Source organism: Loigolactobacillus backii (assembly GCF_003946275.1).
GTDB lineage: Bacteria > Bacillota > Bacilli > Lactobacillales > Lactobacillaceae > Loigolactobacillus > Loigolactobacillus backii.
On sequence record NZ_RHNQ01000027.1, the window covers coordinates 16733 to 33647 of the forward strand.

Below are 16915 nucleotides of genomic sequence, written 5' to 3' on the forward strand. Positions count from 1 at the left end.
TCAGTATTGGTCAAATGTAAACTAGTTAGCACAAAAAATATTAAGTGATAACACAATTTTTCTATTTGAATTAAATTGTCATGGGTATTATAGTTAATAGCTTATATGAATTTATTATAGTGGTAGACTATTTAATGAGTATTGTACTTTTTCATCTAGTTGCGGGAAAATAGTAGGGAATTCTTTTTTAAGCACGTTTAGGTAACTTTTTATGTAGTAGGTTTAAAAAGGCCATAGGATACGCGCTAGATAATTAGACAATTTTATAGTGTAATTCTCATGTGATCTTCATATTCTTTTGCAATAAAGGGTCTACTATTGTTAGCATTTAAACATGATTCAAATTCTAAGCGAAGGCGATGGTAAAGGTATGTTACTATCAATGGAACACTTAACTAAAGTTTATTCGGGTGGCAAAACTGCCGTTGACGATTTCAATCTTGAGGTCGAAAAGGGAGAGTTTATTTGTTTTATTGGGACTTCCGGTTCAGGTAAAACAACAACGATGCGAATGATTAATCGAATGCTGGAACAATCTTCGGGCACAATTAAAATTAATGGTGAAGATATTGCACAAATGAACCCAGTTAAATTACGGCGTAAAATTGGATACGTTATTCAGAACGTTGGTCTGATGCCCCACATGACCATTCGAGACAACATTACGTTAGTTCCAAAACTACTTAAATGGCCCGTTGAAAAGCGGAATGAACGTGCTAAAGAGATGATTAAGCTCGTTGAATTACCAGAAGAATTCTTGGATCGTTATCCTTCCGAATTATCTGGTGGACAACAACAGCGGATTGGTGTTATACGTGCTTTAGCGGCTGATCAGGACACTATTTTAATGGATGAACCATTTGGTGCCTTAGACCCGATTACGCGTGAATCACTACAAGATTTAGTTAAGGATTTGCAAGAAAAATCAGGTAAAACTTTTATTTTTGTAACCCATGACATGGATGAGGCACTAAGTTTGGCAACGAGAGTTGTAATTATGTCTTATGGTAAGCAAGTTCAGGTAGATACGCCGGACAACATTTTGCGGCATCCAGCCAATAAATTTGTTGCCGATTTAATTGGTCAGGATCGTTTAATTCAGGCACGGCCAAGTATCACGACGGTTGGTCAGGTGGCCACAAAGGCTATTTCTGCGCGGGAAGATCAAACCTTGAAGCAAGCCTTAGGTGAAATGCATACGAAACGTGTTGATACCTTGTTAGTGACTAATAATGAGGGCAAGCTGACTGGATTTGTTGGTATTGAACGCTTGAACCATTACTATGGTTCCGGTAAACGAATTGGTGACATCATGGATAGCAATGTTTTTTATGTTAGGAAGGATTCCGTTATTCGCGATACTGTTGACCGGATTTTGAAACGTGGTTTCCGCAATGTTCCAGTTATCGATGATGACGGGAAATTAATCGGAATTGTAACGCGAGCCACTTTAGTGGATATAGTTTACGATGCTTTATGGGGCGAGGCTGATAAGAGTAGCTCTAACGATAGTGGCCAAGCAAAAGAAACAAAAGATACTACGGATAAAGAAACAGGTAAACCACAGGCTGAGGTAACGCAAACAACGGAGGATGGTGATCAGAAATGATCAACTTCTTTAATGAATTTGGTGGTCAACTTGTATTTAAGACTTGGCAGCATATCTACATTTCAGGAATCTCATTGGGCCTTGGTGTGATTGTTGCAATTCCATTAGGGGTTATTTTAACGCGTTACAAACGAATCTCTGGTTTTGTTATTGGCTTGGCTAGTGTTTTGCAGACAATTCCTGCAATGGCACTACTAGCGATGATGATCCCTATCTTTGGGATTGGTGCCAAACCAGCGATCGTTGCGCTGTTTATTTATTCATTATTACCAATTCTACGGAATACTTATTTAGGGATGGAGAATGTTGATCCAACTTTACGGGACGCCGCTAAGGGAATGGGAATGAGTAACTTTCAGTCAATTATGCGCGTTGAGTTGCCTTTAGCCGCGCCGGTGATCATGGCAGGTGTTCGCTTATCAGCAACCTACGTTATAGCGTGGACAGCGTTGGCTTCTTATATTGGTGCTGGTGGCCTTGGGGATTTCATTTTTAATGGTTTAAATCTATACCGTTCTGATCTAATTCTTGGTGGTTCAATTCCAGTTATCATTTTGGCCTTAATCGTTGACTTTCTATTAGGCCGTTTGGAGCTGTTACTAACGCCAAAAACAACAGAGGAGGGTTAAGATGACAAAGAAAATGAAACGTGTTATCAAGCTATTTTTACCCCTCGTGGCCTTAGTGGTTACCCTCAGTGGCTGTAGTTTGCCTGGTTTAGGTGGTACCTCTGATGATACGGTGCGGATTGCTGCTCAAAATACAACGGAGCAACAAATTATGGCGGCAATTATTCAAGGGATGATTAAACACTATTCTAATTTGGATACAACCGTTATTAATAACCTTGGTTCAGCTACCGTAAGCTTTCAGGCTCAGAAAAATGATGAGGCCGATTTAACTGCGATTCGATTTAACGGGACAGATTACCAGACAATTTTGAAAAAATCGGCAACTAAAGATCCTAAGGTAATCGCGGCTACTGTAAAACGAGATTTTCAAAAGAAGTACCACATGACTTATTTCCCAAGTTATGGTTTTGCGGATACTTATCAATTTATGGTGACGCAAAAGTACGCTAAAGAGCATAATCTAAATACTGTTAGTGATCTGAAAAAGACTGCACCACAAATGCAAGTTGGGATTGATCAGATTTGGATGAATCGTAAGGCTGATGGTTACGGTGCTTTCCAAAAGACGTATGGCTTCAGTTTTGGTCATGTCTACCCCATGCAAATTGGGTTGGTTTACAATGCTTTGGCCAGCAATAAGATGGATGCTATCTTAGGTTATTCTACGGATGGTCGAATTGGTAGCTATAATTTGAAGTTGTTAAAAGACGATAAACAATTTTTCCCACCCTATCAAGCTAGTGTAGTTGCCAACGATAAAGCGTTGAAGCGAAATCCACAATTACGACCAATTTTAAAACGCTTAGACGGTAAAATTCCATTGAAGACAATGCAACGTTTAAATTACCAAGTTGATAATAATTTACAGGAACCAGCAACAGTGGCCAATAAGTTCTTGAAAGACAACAATTATTTTGAAGGGGGACAAAATTAATGCAAAATATGAATATTGTTCAACAACTATTCTATTACTTTGCCCATAACGGTATGTACGTCCTCAGTCAATTTGATCGGCACTTTTTAATCTCAATTTATGGGGTTGTTTTTGCGGCGATTGTTGGTATTCCAATTGGTATTTTTATTGCTAAACACCGTAAGCTCAGTGGTTGGGTGATTGGAATTGCAAACGTGATTCAAACCGTGCCGTCGTTAGCAATGTTGTCACTCATAATGTTGGCACTTGGTCTTGGGGTTAATACGGTTATCGTGACGGTCTTCCTCTACGCATTATTGCCAATTATCAAAAATACTTATACGGGCATGTTAAACGTCAACGCCGATGTTTTAGATGCCGGTAAAGGTATGGGCATGACTCGGGTTCAGATTTTACGATTAATTGAAATACCGCTATCTTTATCAGTTATCATGGCTGGCATTCGAAATGCGTTAGTATTAGCCATTGGGATTACGGCCATTGGTTCCTTCGTTGGTGCTGGTGGGTTAGGTGATATTATTATTCGTGGAACGAACGCTACAAATGGTGGTGCAATTATTTTAGCAGGTGCGTTACCAACTGCATTAATGGCGATTATTTCCGATAGTGTGCTTGGATTTTTTGAACGGAAATTTGATCCAACAAACAGAACTAGTCAATAAATGAATGAATGTTTAAATTTAAGGGAGTGGTCCAAAAGTCGGTTTTGGGTTTATTGCGTGACGTAAGCCAATCCAATAACCGTACTATGGTTATTGGATTGGCTGTAGTCGTGTTTGAAAAAACAGATTCCTGCGGTTGCCATGTTTCAACTTGGCGGTTTTTGCCGTAGTTGAATGGACAACGGATGAAGCATCTAGATTATTAGCGTTTTGTGCTAATAATCCTCAATTGCGGAATAGTAGCTACAACAGCCAAATCACCTTTTTCAAAGGTAATTCGTCTGTTCAGGCTAATCCTCAGAATCTAATCGTTTTTTCAAACACTTCCGTTAGGCACGTGAACCCAAACTTTTGGCGCACGTTCTAGAGTAATGATCGAAAATAGTAAGAGGCCAGGACAAAAGTCCTGGCCTCTTTTTGGGTTCTATATAAAGTTGTTTTGATACTGAAAGTAGATTAGCTAATATAAAAAAATAAATTTTTCATTATCCTAATGTTCGGATTAGGGCCTAATTCAACGTCTAACTAGGTGAATTTTAATTGCTTTATAATAAATAAAATTATAATTTTTAAAATACGAACATTTTAGCGTTGACAAAGTAGAAATGTTAAGTATTATTTGAACTATAAACCTGTTAGGTCTTTTAGTTAGAAAGGAAGATAAACTAATGGCGAATAATATTGGTGTTGTTATGGGATCAATTTCGGACTGGTCAACGATGAAATTGACCTGCGATTGGTTGGATAAGTTTGGAATTGGCTACGAAAAACACGTTATTTCTGCTCATCGAATGCCAAATGAACTGTACACTTACGGTAGTAATGCCGTAACTAAAGGCCTAAAGGTTATCGTTGCTGGAGCAGGTGGTGCCGCCCACTTACCAGGTATGTTAGCGGCAAATACAACATTACCGGTAATTGGAGTACCAATAAAAACACGAACATTAAATGGCGTTGACTCTTTATTATCAATTGTTCAGATGCCATTTGGTGCTCCAGTTGCAACTGTCAGTATTGGTGAAGCAGGGGCCAAAAATGCGGCCTTGTTAGCCATACAAATTTTAGCGATCAATGATTCCAAGCTAACGGCCAAATTGATGGCGTTTAAGGAGCAGCAGCGGCAGGAGGCGATTACCAGTGAGCAACAATTCAACTAAAGTAATTTTACCGCCAGCTACGATCGGAATTGTTGGTGGCGGTCAATTAGGCCAGATGATGGCTTTAAGTGCCAAGGCAATGGGCTATAAAGTTGGTGTCCTCGATCCAACGTCCCACGCACCAGCCGGTCAGGTAGCCGATTTTCAAATTAAGGCCGCTTACACTGATACAGCGGCCTTAATGGAATTGGCACGGCGCAGTGCGGTCCTAACCTATGAATTTGAAAATGTTGATGAGCAGGCCTTGATTAAGGCCCAGACGGTAACTAAATTGCCACAAGGAACTGAATTATTACATATCACCGGTGATCGATTAAATGAAAATAATTTTCTACGTTCAGCTGGCCTGCCGGTAACTGATTTTGTCGCTGTTACTGATAGCGTAAGTTTGACGGCCGCTATTAAGCAAATCGGTTATCCGGCAATTCTAAAAACAGCCGCCGGTGGCTACGATGGTCACGGCCAACTTGATCTTAATGTAGCCGCGGATTTACCTGCTGCTGCAAAGCTTTATCAACAAGCCGACTGTATTCTTGAAGCGCGGCAAAAGTTTATTGGTGAAGCAGCCATGATGGTCACGCGAACTGCGGCCGGTAAAATTATTACTTTTCCACTGGTAGAAGATTTCCATAAGCACCATATTTTACACACTACGATTGCTCCAGCACGATTTGGTGGGACCATCGAGGAACTGGCCAAGGCGGCCGCGGTTAAGATTGCGGCCGAATTAAATTTACGTGGCGTTCTAGGCATCGAATTTTTCATTCTTGATGAGCAACATCTGTTAATTAATGAGTTGGCGCCACGCCCACATAATTCTGGGCACTACAGTATTGAAGCTTGTAATATTTCTCAGTTTGAGGCCCATATTCGTAGCATTTGTGGGCTACCTATTCCGGCTATTAAACAAGAAAAAACGGCCGTAATGACTAACCTTTTGGGGTCTGATTTGACCAAGGCCCGGCAACTTTTGGTCGATCACCCTGAATGGCACTTTCACGATTACGGTAAAGATGCGGTTCGGCCACAACGAAAATTAGGGCACATCACTGTTTTAGGCGATAACGTTGAACAATTGTTGGCAAGTACGCAGGCATTAAAGGGAGACGATTAATATGGTAGATTACGAGAAAAGGGAATTATTGTATCGCGGTAAGGCCAAGGAAATGTTTGCCACGAACGTTGCGGATGTTGTTTGGGTTCATTACATGGATCAAGTTACGGCTTTAAATGGTAAAAAGAAAGTCCAAATGACTGATAAAGGGACAACGAATAACCAAATTTCCAGTTTGATTTTCTCTGATCTAACGGCAAATGGTATCCCCAATGACTTCATCAAACAAATTGACGCCAATAATCAACTAGTCAAAAAAGTACAAATAATTCCGCTAGAAGTAGTCATTCGCAATTTTTCTTCTGGCAGTTTCGAACGCAAATTTGCGGTTGATCATTTGCTGAAATTTGAACAACCGGTCAAAGAATTCTTCTATAAAAGTGATAAATTAGATGATCCATTTATTAATGATTCGCAAATTAAGGCACTAAATATTGCGACACAGCAACAATTAGACCAAATGCGCGACTTGGCACTTAAAATTAACCAGCGTTTACGAACTATCTTTGCCGCAATGCAAATTGAGTTAATTGATTTTAAAGTTGAATTTGGTTTAGATCAAACTGGTGAAATCATTTTAGCGGATGAAATTTCGCCAGATAGTTGTCGTTTAGTCGATCAAAAAACCAAAGAATCTTTAGACAAAGACGTTTTTCGTAAAGGGCTAGGTGAATTGGTTCCCGTTTATAAAACCGTTTTGCAACGTCTGCAGAAAGTGGAGGGCCATAACTAATGTATTTAGCGAAAATCCACGTTAATTATAAGCGTTCAATTTTGAATCCTGAAGCACAAGCAATCCAAACGGCCTTGTTGCGTTTAGGTTATCAGGATGTTGCCTCCGTCAAGTTGGGTAAGTACTTTGAATTGAAACTGACCAATTCGCAATCCAAGGAACAGGCTGCAAAGGAAGTAGACGAAATTTGCGATCGACTACTCGCTAATGTGAACATGGAAAGTTACCACTATCAACTTGAAGAATTGGTGGTGGCAAAATGAAATTCGCAGTTGTTGCCTTCCCAGGTTCCAATTGCGAAATGGATTTAGTCTACGCAATCGAGGACGTGGTTAAGGAGCAAGTAGAGTTAGTTCCGTCTACGGCCACCGATTTGAGTGACTACGGCGCCGTGTTACTTCCTGGTGGGTTTTCTTACGGTGATTATTTACGTAGTGGGGCAATTGCGCAGTTGGCGCCGATTATGCCGGCTGTTAAAAGATTTGCGGCCGCCGGGAAACCTGTTTTGGGTATTTGCAACGGTTTCCAGATACTAACTGAGGCCAGGTTACTACCTGGTAGTTTACAACGGAATCAAGAATCTAAGTTTGTTTGTAAGGTCGCCGACTTAGTCGTTACAAATGATCAAACGCGGTTTACAACTGATTATCAGGCACAACAAACAATTCAACTACCGATTGCGCACGGTGATGGTAATTATTATTGTGATCCGATCACTTTGGCGGAATTAAGAAAAAATAACCAGATTATTTTCACCTATCAAAATAATCCCAACGGCAGTGTTGCTGCTATTGCCGGAATTTCCAATCGACAGGGCAATGTTTTGGGTATGATGCCCCATCCAGAGCGTGCGGTAGAAGCAATTCTTGGTTCAACTTCAGGCCGCGAACTTTTCAGTTCGTTAGTCAATTCGGTAAGAAAGCGTGGGCTAATTCATGAGTGAAACAGCAGCACTTACACCAGAAACAATTCAGACCACGAAGTATTATCAGGGTTTAGGTCTGACGGATGCTGAATATCAATTAATTACGACGAAAATTTTACAACGCTTACCAACTTACACTGAAATTGGTTTGTATTCTGGAATGTGGAGTGAACACTGCTCTTATAAAAATTCAAAACCAGTTTTGAAGAAATTTTGGACTAAGGCTAAACAAGTGGTTGAAGGACCTGGTGAAGGCGCAGGAATTATTGATATTGGTGACAATCAGGGAATTGTATTCAAGGCCGAAAGTCACAATCATCCTTCGGCAGTTGAACCATTTCAGGGTGCAACTACTGGCGTTGGTGGTATTTTACGGGATATTTTTTCAATGGGGGCTCGGCCAATTGCTTTGTTGGATAGTTTGCGTTTCAGTGAACCTAAAACCGCTCACGATAAATATCTGATCAACCAGATTGTCGCCGGAATCGCTGCCTACGGAAATTGTATTGGGGTACCAACGGTTGGGGGTGATACAGCCTTTGATGCGACCTACGCCACCAATCCCTTAGTAAACGTTATGTGTGTGGGCTTAATGGATTTAACTAATCGTGAAAAAGGCCAAGCAACCGGCGTAGGTAACAGTATTATCTACGTTGGCGCAAAAACTGGTCGTGACGGGATTAATGGGGCTTCCTTTGCTTCAGCTCAATTTGATTCTAAACATAAAAGCCAACGCTCCGCCGTTCAAGTGGGTGATCCGTTTACGGAAAAATTGGTGATGGAAGCTTGTTTGGACGTTATTCATAAGCATCAGGATACATTAGTTGGTATTCAAGACATGGGTGCTGCCGGACTAGTTTCTTCATCCGCCGAAATGGCTTCCAAGGCCGGTAGTGGTATGACCTTAAACCTAGATTTAGTCCCACAACGTGAAGCTAATATGACTGCTTTTGAATTAATGTTGTCTGAATCACAGGAACGGATGCTGCTTTGTATCAAGGCCGGTAGTGAAAATGAAATTTTAGATCTATTTACTGACTACGGACTTACTGCTGCCGTTATTGGGCAGGTCACAACGGGCCATCAATACCAATTGAGTCACCACGGCCAAATAGTAGCGGATGTACCAGTGGACTCACTGGCAACCGCGGCGCCAGTTTACCACCGTGAAAAGGCCGTTCCGGAGCATATTTTACGGCAAGCAACCACTCAGTTTTCACCAAAGATTACAGAACCAACACAAATTTTAAAGCAAATGCTCCAACAACTGACGATTGCGTCTAAAAAAATGATTTACGAAACTTATGATACTCAGGTTCAAACGAATACAGTTGTTCGGCCAGGTTCTGATGCAGCGGTGGTGCGAATTCGCCACACCGACAAGGCCTTGGCAATGACCACCGATGTTAACGGGCGTTACCTTTACTTAGATCCCTATGTGGGCGGAGAAATCGCGGTTGCTGAGGCTGCACGTAATATTGTGGCGACTGGTGGCGTTCCGTTGGGCATTACTGATTGTTTAAATTTTGGTAATCCAACAAAACCTGATCAATTCTATGAATTAGATGAAGCAGTTATGGGGATGACGGCCGCCTGTAAAGTGTTTAACACGCCGGTTATTTCCGGGAATGTTTCGTTAAATAATGAATTTAATGATGTTGCTATTTACCCAACGCCGATGGTTGGCATGGTTGGTCTAATCAAAGGATTAAACCGGATTACGACGCAGAATTTTAAACAGGTCAACGATAAGGTTTACGTTGTTGGTCAAACTGGTAATGATTTTAATGGTACGGAAATTCAAAATTACTGACTGGTAAAATTGGTGGAAAACTTTTTTCTTTCAATTTAGCTGAAGAACAGCGAATTCAGCAATTAATTCTACGCGCAAACCGGCAAGGTTTAATTGCTAGTGCTCACGATATTTCTGAGGGTGGTCTGATTGTGGCGGTTGCTGAAAGCTGTTTTGGTAAAGATTTAGGTGTGGCACTGAACAGCGCATTAACAACAGCGCAGTTTTTTGCTGAGACGCAAGGTCGGTTTCTGATTTCGGTTAAACCAGAAAACCAATTGATTTTTGAACAATTAATGGGTCGTGATGCAACACTTCTTGGAAAGGTAACTAACCAGCAGCGACTTTTAGTTGCAGCAATTGATGGTGAATTTAAGCTGGCACTTCCTGAAGCCAAAAGATTATGGGAAGGAGCTTTGGCATGCAGTCTGAAGTGAAGAGTCTTAATGAAGAGTGTGGCGTTTTTGGTATCTGGGGAACGCCGGATGCGGCTAAATTAACCTATTTTGGCCTGTTTGCACTACAACATCGTGGTCAAGAAGGTGCGGGCATTACCGTTAATGAGCAAGGAAGGCTACGGACTGAACGTGGCCTAGGTTTGTTAACGGATGTGTTTTCGTCACAGCAAAAGCTTAACGATTTGCGCGGGACTGCCGCCATTGGCCATGTCCGTTACTCGACTGCAGGGGCCAACACATTGGAAAATGTTCAACCCTTGCCGTTTAACTTTAGTGATACACAGTTTGCCCTGGCACACAATGGTAATTTGACTAACGCAATTTCTTTAAGAAAAGACCTTGAGGCAAGTGGGGCAATTTTTCATTCTAGTTCGGATAGTGAAATTTTAATGCACTTAATTCGCTGTAGTAAGGCGGCTACTTTAGATGAACAGGTCAAGGCTGCCTTACGTAAAATTAAAGGTGGTTTTGCCTACTTGTTACTTACGAAGGATCGGTTATACGCAGCACTTGATCCCAATGGTTTTCGGCCGTTAGTCGTTGGTCAATTAGCCAATGGCGCCTATGTTGTTTGCAGCGAAACTTGTGCGTTGAACGTTGTGGGTGCCACGTTTAAGTGTGATGTTCATCCTGGTGAGCTCTTAATTATTGACGCAGCTGGTTTGAGAATTGAACGGTACACTAATAAAACGAAGCTGGCCATTTGTTCAATGGAGTTCATTTATTTTGCTCGTCCTGATTCGGAAATCTACGGAGTCAATGTTCATTCCGCCCGTAAGCGAATGGGTAAACTGTTAGCTCGCGAGCACCCAGCAGATGCGGATATGGTTATCGGCGTCCCGAACTCATCCCTTTCAGCGGCCAGTGGTTACTCTGAGGAAAGTGGCCTGCCTTATGAAATTGGTTTGGTTAAGAATCAATATTCGGCCCGAACTTTCATTGAACCAACGCAAGAATTACGCGAACAGGGCGTTTTTTTAAAGTTATCCGCGGTTAAAGGAGTTGTTGCTGGAAAACGAGTTGTGCTGGTAGATGATTCGATTGTTCGGGGAACAACTAGCCGCCGAATTGTGAAATTATTAAAGGATGCCGGCGCCAAGGAAGTTCATTTGCGAATTGCATCACCACCGTTACGTTTTCCCTGTTTTTACGGAATTGATATTCAAAGTGCGCGTGAATTAATTGCCGCCAATCAAAGTGTTGCCGAAATGGCCGTCACCTTTGGTTGTGACTCTTTAGCCTTCTTAAGTACCGCCAATTTAATCAAGGCAATTAATTTAAAGTCTGCTGCGCCCTATCATGGTTTGTGCGTTGCCTATTTTAACGGTGATTATCCAACACCACTTTACGATTACCAAGAAGAATATGATGCGGAACAACAACAATTGGCACATGAACGAGGTGAATTCAATGGATGCGTATAAAAAAGCCGGTGTCGATATTGCGGCAGGCAATCAGGTTGTCACCGATTTAAAAAAATTATCTGGCAATCAGGCACTAGGTTCATTCGGCGGACTTTTTCCATTAGACTTGGCTGGGTACAAACGGCCGGTTTTGGTTTCCGGTGCGGATGGGGTGGTGACTAAATTATTAGTTGCTCAAAAGGCCCAAGAACACGCCACGATTGGGATTGATTTAGTTGCAATGTGTGTTAATGATATTGTGGCCCAGGGTGCGCAACCACTATTTTTCTTAGACTACTTGGGTGTTGGTCATTTGCAGCGGGCACAAACCCAGGCGATTTTAAAGGGAATTGTTGCTGGTTGCCAAGACGCACAAGTTCAGTTAGTTGGTGGCGAAACCGCCGAGATGCCCGACATGTACCACGCTGGCCATTATGATCTAGCTGGTTTTGCGGTGGGAATCGCCGAGGCGCAACAATTGATGCAGCCTGAAAAAATGGCATTAGGTGATATTTTGCTAGGCTTGCCGGCCCAGGGGCTTCATTCAAATGGATTTAGTCTCGTTCGGCAGATTTTATTTAAGCAACATCACTTTGAACTGAGTGCCCAATTACCGCACTGCAAAATGGATTTAGCCCACGAATTATTACGGCCCACTAAAATTTACGTTAAGGCGTTATTACCCTTAGTTCAACAAAACTTAGTCAGTGGCATTGCCCACATTACTGGGGGTGGTTTGTTGGAAAACGTTGCGCGTATTTTACCGACTGACCTTGATGCAGTGATTGATTGCTCAACCTGGACACTTCCTGGAATTATGCAGGACTTAGCTAGTTTAGGCCAGCTTTCATTTACCGATCTTGCCAGCACTTTTAACTTAGGAATTGGAATGGTGTTAGCCGTTCACCCTAAAAATTTGGAACAAGTTAAGCAGGTACTAGCGGAACGACAACAGCCAGTTTTACAGATTGGGCAAGTTACCACTGGGCAGCAAAAGGTTATCTTACAGGAGCAAAAGTAAATGGGACAAAAAGAAAAAAATATTGCAATTTTTGCATCTGGTGAAGGCACTAATTTTACGGCTTTAGTAACGGCTTTTCGCCAGCAAAATTTGCCCTTAAAGGTTAAATTACTTATTTGTGACCACCCAGCAGTTAACGTCTTACGCCGAGCAGAAGAAGAAAAAGTCCCTAGTTTGATGGTTGATTTTAAAGCGTACCCAAACAAGGCGGTCGCTGAGCAGCAAATTATTAAACAATTACAGGCCAGACAGATCGATTTTATTTTGTTAGCCGGATATATGCGGATTATTGGCCCAACCTTGCTTGCCGCCTACCCACATAAAATTATCAATATTCATCCCGCCCTATTACCGCACTTTTCTGGGCGTCACGGAATTGAAGATGCTTTTGCTGCAGGCGTTACAACAACTGGGGTGACAATTCACTGGGTTGATTCTGGAATTGATACGGGTAAGATTATTGCCCAACGAATCGTTACGGTTTTACCCCAAGATGATCTTGCTTCATTAGCCAAACGAATTCACGCAACTGAGCACCGGCTATACCCGCAAGTGGTTGAACAATTATTGAATGAAGGAGAGATTTAAATTGACGAAGAGAGCTCTTTTAAGTGTTTCGGATAAAACAGGTTTGGTGGATTTTGCTAAGCAGTTACAACAGTTAGGCTATGAATTAGTTTCAACTGGGGGCACTAAAAAAGTGCTAGAAGCGGCCGAAATCGTGGTTACCGGCGTTGAAACCGTCACGGGCTTTCCGGAGATGCTAGATGGACGGGTAAAAACACTGCACCCCAACATTCACGCTGGTATTTTGGCCAAACGTGATAACGCCAGCCACATGCAACAATTAAAAGAAGTACAGATTGTGCCAATTGACCTCGTTGTTGTTAACCTTTACCCATTTAAAGCAACAATTGAAAAACCAACAACAACTCAGGCGCAGGCAATTGAACAAATTGATATCGGTGGACCATCAATGTTGCGAGCCGCGGCAAAAAACTTTGCTGGCGTTATCCCCGTCGTTGATCCGACCGATTACACTAAAGTCATTGCGGCTTTACAAGCAGGAGTTGTTGACCAGGATTTCCGTAAACAGTTAGCGGCCAAGGTTTTTCGCCACACTGCGGCCTACGATGCATTAATCGCCAATTACCTCACAACTGAAGAGTTTCCCCAACAACTGACGCTGACGTACGAAAAACAGCAGGCATTACGTTACGGTGAGAACAGCCATCAAAAGGCCGCCTTTTATCAAAATGCTATTCCATCGGCCTATTCAGTGGTTACTAAGCAGCTTCACGGTAAAGAATTATCCTACAATAATATTAAAGACGCCGACGCAGCAATGAAAATGATTCGTGAATTTGAACAGCCGACCGTGGTTGCGATGAAGCACATGAATCCCTGTGGTGTTGGTGTTGCCGCTACATTGAGTGCGGCTTGGGATAAGGCCTATGAATCGGATACTATGTCGATTTTTGGCGGAATTATTGCAGTTAATCGTGAAGTAGACGCAGCAACTGCTAGCAAAATGCACGAACTCTTTTTGGAAATCATTATTGCGCCTTCATTTAGCGATGAAGCCTACGCTATTTTAGCCAAAAAGAAAAATGTTCGTTTACTGCAGGCCGATTTTAGTCGCAAGGACCAAGCCGATCAATTTGAAACTATTTCCGTTAGCGGTGGTCTTTTAATGCAAGAAGTTGATAAAAAGGTTGATACCCCAGCCGATTTCACGGTTGTTAGCAAAAAGCAACCAACTAAACAACAGTTGGCGGCCTTGGCCTTTGGACAACACATTGTGAAACACGTTAAAAGTAACGCCATTGTTGTGACCACGGACACGCAAACTTTAGGCATTGGTTCTGGGCAACCAAACCGAATTGATTCCACTAAAATTGCTGTTCAAAAGGCAATGTCTAAGGCTGGTTATGAAAACGCAATTATGGCCTCTGACGCCTTTTTCCCAATGGATGACTGTGTGGCATACGCTGCCAAACATGGTATAAAGGCGATTGTTCAGCCAGGTGGCAGTATTCGTGATCAAGATTCAATTGATATGGCCGATAAATGGGGAATTGTTTTAGTAACGACTGGCATTCGGCACTTTAGACATTAGTAAAGGCGGGGATGCAGATGGCAAAGGTACTTGTGATTGGTTCGGGAGCGCGGGAACACGCAGTTTGTGTGGCCTTTCTAAAGAGTTCGCAGGTGACGGCGGTTTACTGTGCACCGGGCAATCCTGGAATGCAGCGGGATGGTATTAACTGTGTCAACATTGCAATGCTTGCCTTCGCCAATTTGGCACAGTTTGCAAAAACGCAGGCGATTCATTTAACGTTTGTTGGGTCAGAAGAACCATTGGCCGCTGGGATTGTTGATTATTTTCAGACGCACCAATTAACTATCTTTGGTCCACACAAAGCCGCGGCTCAATTGGAAAGTTCAAAAAAGTTTGCGAAACAATTTATGCAGCAACAACAGATTCCAACGGCAAATTACCGTGCCTTTAATGATGAAGCACAGGCGTTAAGTTATGCGCAAGACCGTTCGCTGCCGTTAGTGGTTAAGGAAAATGGTTTGGCCGGTGGTAAAGGGGTAACAATTGTTAGGGCTAGTGCTGACCTTGCCGCGGTTATCCATGAGGGGTTACAACACGCCACCGAAATATTAATTGAGGATTATTTAAGCGGGGAAGAGTTTTCGTTAATGCTACTTGTCGGTGGCACCCAAATGGTTCTCTTACCGCTTTCCCAGGACCATAAGAAACTTTGTGCAGGTGATGAAGGGCCCAACACTGGTGGTATGGGGGCGTACTCACCACTGCCGCAGATGACAAGCACAGTGTATCAGCAGGCATTAGCGCAAATTGTGCAACCAACGATGGCCGGTTTAGTAGCAAAAAAACTGACCTTTGCGGGGGTAATTTATATTGGCTGCGTGGTCACTGCTGAAGGGCCCAAAGTAATTGAATATAATTTACGGCTAGGTGATCCTGAAACCCAGGTCATTTTGCCGCAATTACGCAGTGATTTTTATCAATTAATTATGGCCTTAATTGCTGGTAGGACACCTCAGATTGAGTGGCAAAAATCAGAAACCTATTTAGGTGTGGTTGTTGCCGCACCAGGTTACCCGCACAAACCACAAGTGGGATTAATGTTGCCACCATTACCCCAAAATGGCTATTACGCAAATGTAACGGCTAAAGACGGCCAATTATATAATGCGGGTGGCCGTATTTTTACATTAGTGGTGCACGGAAAAAATTTAGCAAGCGCCCAAGAAAAGGCCTACCACCAACTTGAACAGTTAAAGCTAGCTAAATTTTATTACCGCAAAGATATCGGTTTTAAAGGTTTGGAAAATATTTGAAAAGGTGCTCCGAATTTACTTGGCAAATAAGCAACAGAGTCTAAGCGCTAATGAGCGGCCAATTTTTTAGTTATTATTAGGCGGCAAACTTTAATGAAACTTGTGGTAGCATATTAGTTGTATCCGTTTCCAATGCGTGCTATATTACAGTTAAGGAAGACGGAGAGACTAATTAACGGTGATGATTATCATCACTTCAAGGCGCCAACGTGAGATTGGTAGGTTAGTAACGATCAGCGTTGTGCTCAAGTTAGCTCTGGCGAATAGGAATAACAAACGTATCGTACTACTTGAGGTAGTGTAACGGCGCTAGTTGCAGAACTAGGTTGTTCCGAAAGTTTTGTGTAGTAAGGATTACACTATAAAATTGGTCTCGGAAGCAGTCTTCCGCAAGTATCAATCCGCGAATCGATCTGGTTCGCGGTTCTTTTTGTCACTTGGATGAGGAGGATGAGTTATGCCAAAATTGCCTGAAGGAATCTGGAATCAGCAACCAAAAGAAAAAACATTTATTTATCACGGTTATAAGGCCACAATTCGCCAAAATAAATTAGGTGCCATGTACGGCTACGTCACGATTCCGGAAACCAATGGTCACTACGAAAAATCGCGGTTGGCCGACTGGGCTAATTTTGACGTTCATGGTGGGGTGACATACGTTAATTACAGCAAGGGCAATTTGATTGTAGGCTTTGATGCAGAACACATGAATGACTTGGTTCCGGCCAAGCTGGAAGCACAACAGCAAATGATTGAAAATGAATACCGAAATGCCGTTGAATTACAAAAAGAATTTGGTTCAGGAGAGCAACCTGATGCTACTTTATTCCAGCTTTCATACAAGGATGCTGGCTTTATTAAAAAAGAACTCAAACATTTGATTGACCAAATGTTTGTTTTGGAATAGTGGTGCAAGCTATAATCTGTTGGGGAAAATTATCTGCGAATATTAAAAGGCTCTCTGTCAAATCCTGTTGATAGCCAATTTTACAGTGTTAGAAGTTAGGCAACTTCTAATGCTGTTTTTTTATTTGGTTTGGTGCGCATTTGTTGTAGTTTGATCCGTGAAACTAAATGGTGATAGTTGCGAAAACCAAAGG

15 protein-coding genes and 1 pseudogene are annotated in these 16915 nt (G+C 42.2%); all 16 read left to right on the top strand.

Annotation, left to right across the window (positions count from 1 at the left end; genetic code table 11):
- Positions 1–370: 370 nt before the first annotated feature.
- Positions 371–1609, top strand: a complete 1239-nt coding sequence (locus EKM61_RS06360; RefSeq protein WP_068377244.1) for a betaine/proline/choline family ABC transporter ATP-binding protein — start codon at positions 371–373, stop codon at positions 1607–1609.
- A complete protein-coding gene (locus EKM61_RS06365) occupies positions 1606–2238 on the top strand; it encodes an ABC transporter permease (RefSeq protein ID WP_068225983.1) in 633 nt (210 codons plus the stop codon). Before EKM61_RS06360 ends, EKM61_RS06365 begins: the two co-directional genes overlap by 4 nt.
- A 1-nt stretch (position 2239) precedes the next feature.
- Positions 2240–3175, top strand: coding sequence for an osmoprotectant ABC transporter substrate-binding protein (locus EKM61_RS06370; RefSeq protein WP_068225984.1), 936 nt, complete (start codon positions 2240–2242; stop codon positions 3173–3175).
- Positions 3175–3837 (top strand): ABC transporter permease, encoded by a 663-nt coding sequence (locus tag EKM61_RS06375; protein ID WP_068225985.1) that lies wholly within the window; start codon positions 3175–3177, stop codon positions 3835–3837. Before EKM61_RS06370 ends, EKM61_RS06375 begins: the two co-directional genes overlap by 1 nt.
- A gap of 668 nt (positions 3838–4505) precedes the next feature.
- Positions 4506–4994: a 5-(carboxyamino)imidazole ribonucleotide mutase gene (gene purE / locus EKM61_RS06380; RefSeq protein ID WP_068225986.1), complete on the top strand. Its 489-nt coding sequence runs from the start codon at positions 4506–4508 to the stop codon at positions 4992–4994.
- A complete protein-coding gene (gene purK, locus EKM61_RS06385) occupies positions 4975–6108 on the top strand; it encodes a 5-(carboxyamino)imidazole ribonucleotide synthase (protein WP_068377187.1) in 1134 nt (377 codons plus the stop codon). Before purE ends, purK begins: the two co-directional genes overlap by 20 nt.
- 1 nt (position 6109) lies before the next feature.
- A complete protein-coding gene (gene purC / locus EKM61_RS06390; RefSeq protein WP_068225988.1) occupies positions 6110–6841 on the top strand; it encodes a phosphoribosylaminoimidazolesuccinocarboxamide synthase in 732 nt (243 codons plus the stop codon).
- Entirely contained in the window at positions 6841–7104 is a 264-nt protein-coding gene (gene purS / locus EKM61_RS06395; RefSeq protein WP_068225989.1) for a phosphoribosylformylglycinamidine synthase subunit PurS, read from the top strand. Before purC ends, purS begins: the two co-directional genes overlap by 1 nt.
- Entirely contained in the window at positions 7101–7784 is a 684-nt protein-coding gene (purQ, locus tag EKM61_RS06400; RefSeq protein WP_068225990.1) for a phosphoribosylformylglycinamidine synthase subunit PurQ, read from the top strand. Before purS ends, purQ begins: the two co-directional genes overlap by 4 nt.
- Positions 7777–9995: pseudogene (gene purL / locus EKM61_RS06405) on the top strand (phosphoribosylformylglycinamidine synthase subunit PurL). The gene purQ and the pseudogene purL overlap by 8 nt, the downstream one beginning before the upstream one ends.
- Positions 9980–11440 carry an amidophosphoribosyltransferase gene (gene purF, locus EKM61_RS06410; protein WP_068226288.1) on the top strand — a complete coding sequence of 487 codons (1461 nt, stop codon included), beginning with the start codon at positions 9980–9982 and terminating at the stop codon, positions 11438–11440. The pseudogene purL and the gene purF overlap by 16 nt, the downstream one beginning before the upstream one ends.
- Positions 11427–12440: a phosphoribosylformylglycinamidine cyclo-ligase gene (gene purM / locus EKM61_RS06415; protein WP_068377190.1), complete on the top strand. Its 1014-nt coding sequence runs from the start codon at positions 11427–11429 to the stop codon at positions 12438–12440. Before purF ends, purM begins: the two co-directional genes overlap by 14 nt.
- A complete protein-coding gene (gene purN, locus EKM61_RS06420; RefSeq protein ID WP_068225992.1) occupies positions 12441–13028 on the top strand; it encodes a phosphoribosylglycinamide formyltransferase in 588 nt (195 codons plus the stop codon).
- Between the two features lies 1 nt (position 13029).
- Positions 13030–14559, top strand: coding sequence for a bifunctional phosphoribosylaminoimidazolecarboxamide formyltransferase/IMP cyclohydrolase (gene purH, locus EKM61_RS06425; RefSeq protein WP_068225993.1), 1530 nt, complete (start codon positions 13030–13032; stop codon positions 14557–14559).
- A gap of 17 nt (positions 14560–14576) precedes the next feature.
- Positions 14577–15815 (top strand): phosphoribosylamine--glycine ligase, encoded by a 1239-nt coding sequence (gene purD / locus EKM61_RS06430; RefSeq protein WP_068225994.1) that lies wholly within the window; start codon positions 14577–14579, stop codon positions 15813–15815.
- Between the two features lie 457 nt (positions 15816–16272).
- A complete protein-coding gene (locus EKM61_RS06435) occupies positions 16273–16722 on the top strand; it encodes a hypothetical protein (protein WP_068225995.1) in 450 nt (149 codons plus the stop codon).
- The last annotated feature ends 193 nt before the right edge of the window (positions 16723–16915 follow it).

Coding starts and splice junctions, on each gene's coding strand:
- EKM61_RS06360 (WP_068377244.1), top strand. CDS start 371: ATGTTACTATCAATGGAACACTTAACTAAAGTTTATTCGGGTGGCAAA.
- EKM61_RS06365 (WP_068225983.1), top strand. CDS start 1,606: ATGATCAACTTCTTTAATGAATTTGGTGGTCAACTTGTATTTAAGACT.
- EKM61_RS06370 (WP_068225984.1), top strand. CDS start 2,240: ATGACAAAGAAAATGAAACGTGTTATCAAGCTATTTTTACCCCTCGTG.
- EKM61_RS06375 (WP_068225985.1), top strand. CDS start 3,175: ATGCAAAATATGAATATTGTTCAACAACTATTCTATTACTTTGCCCAT.
- purE (WP_068225986.1), top strand. CDS start 4,506: ATGGCGAATAATATTGGTGTTGTTATGGGATCAATTTCGGACTGGTCA.
- purC (WP_068225988.1), top strand. CDS start 6,110: ATGGTAGATTACGAGAAAAGGGAATTATTGTATCGCGGTAAGGCCAAG.
- purS (WP_068225989.1), top strand. CDS start 6,841: ATGTATTTAGCGAAAATCCACGTTAATTATAAGCGTTCAATTTTGAAT.
- purQ (WP_068225990.1), top strand. CDS start 7,101: ATGAAATTCGCAGTTGTTGCCTTCCCAGGTTCCAATTGCGAAATGGAT.
- purF (WP_068226288.1), top strand. CDS start 9,980: ATGCAGTCTGAAGTGAAGAGTCTTAATGAAGAGTGTGGCGTTTTTGGT.
- purM (WP_068377190.1), top strand. CDS start 11,427: ATGGATGCGTATAAAAAAGCCGGTGTCGATATTGCGGCAGGCAATCAG.
- purN (WP_068225992.1), top strand. CDS start 12,441: ATGGGACAAAAAGAAAAAAATATTGCAATTTTTGCATCTGGTGAAGGC.
- purD (WP_068225994.1), top strand. CDS start 14,577: ATGGCAAAGGTACTTGTGATTGGTTCGGGAGCGCGGGAACACGCAGTT.
- EKM61_RS06435 (WP_068225995.1), top strand. CDS start 16,273: ATGCCAAAATTGCCTGAAGGAATCTGGAATCAGCAACCAAAAGAAAAA.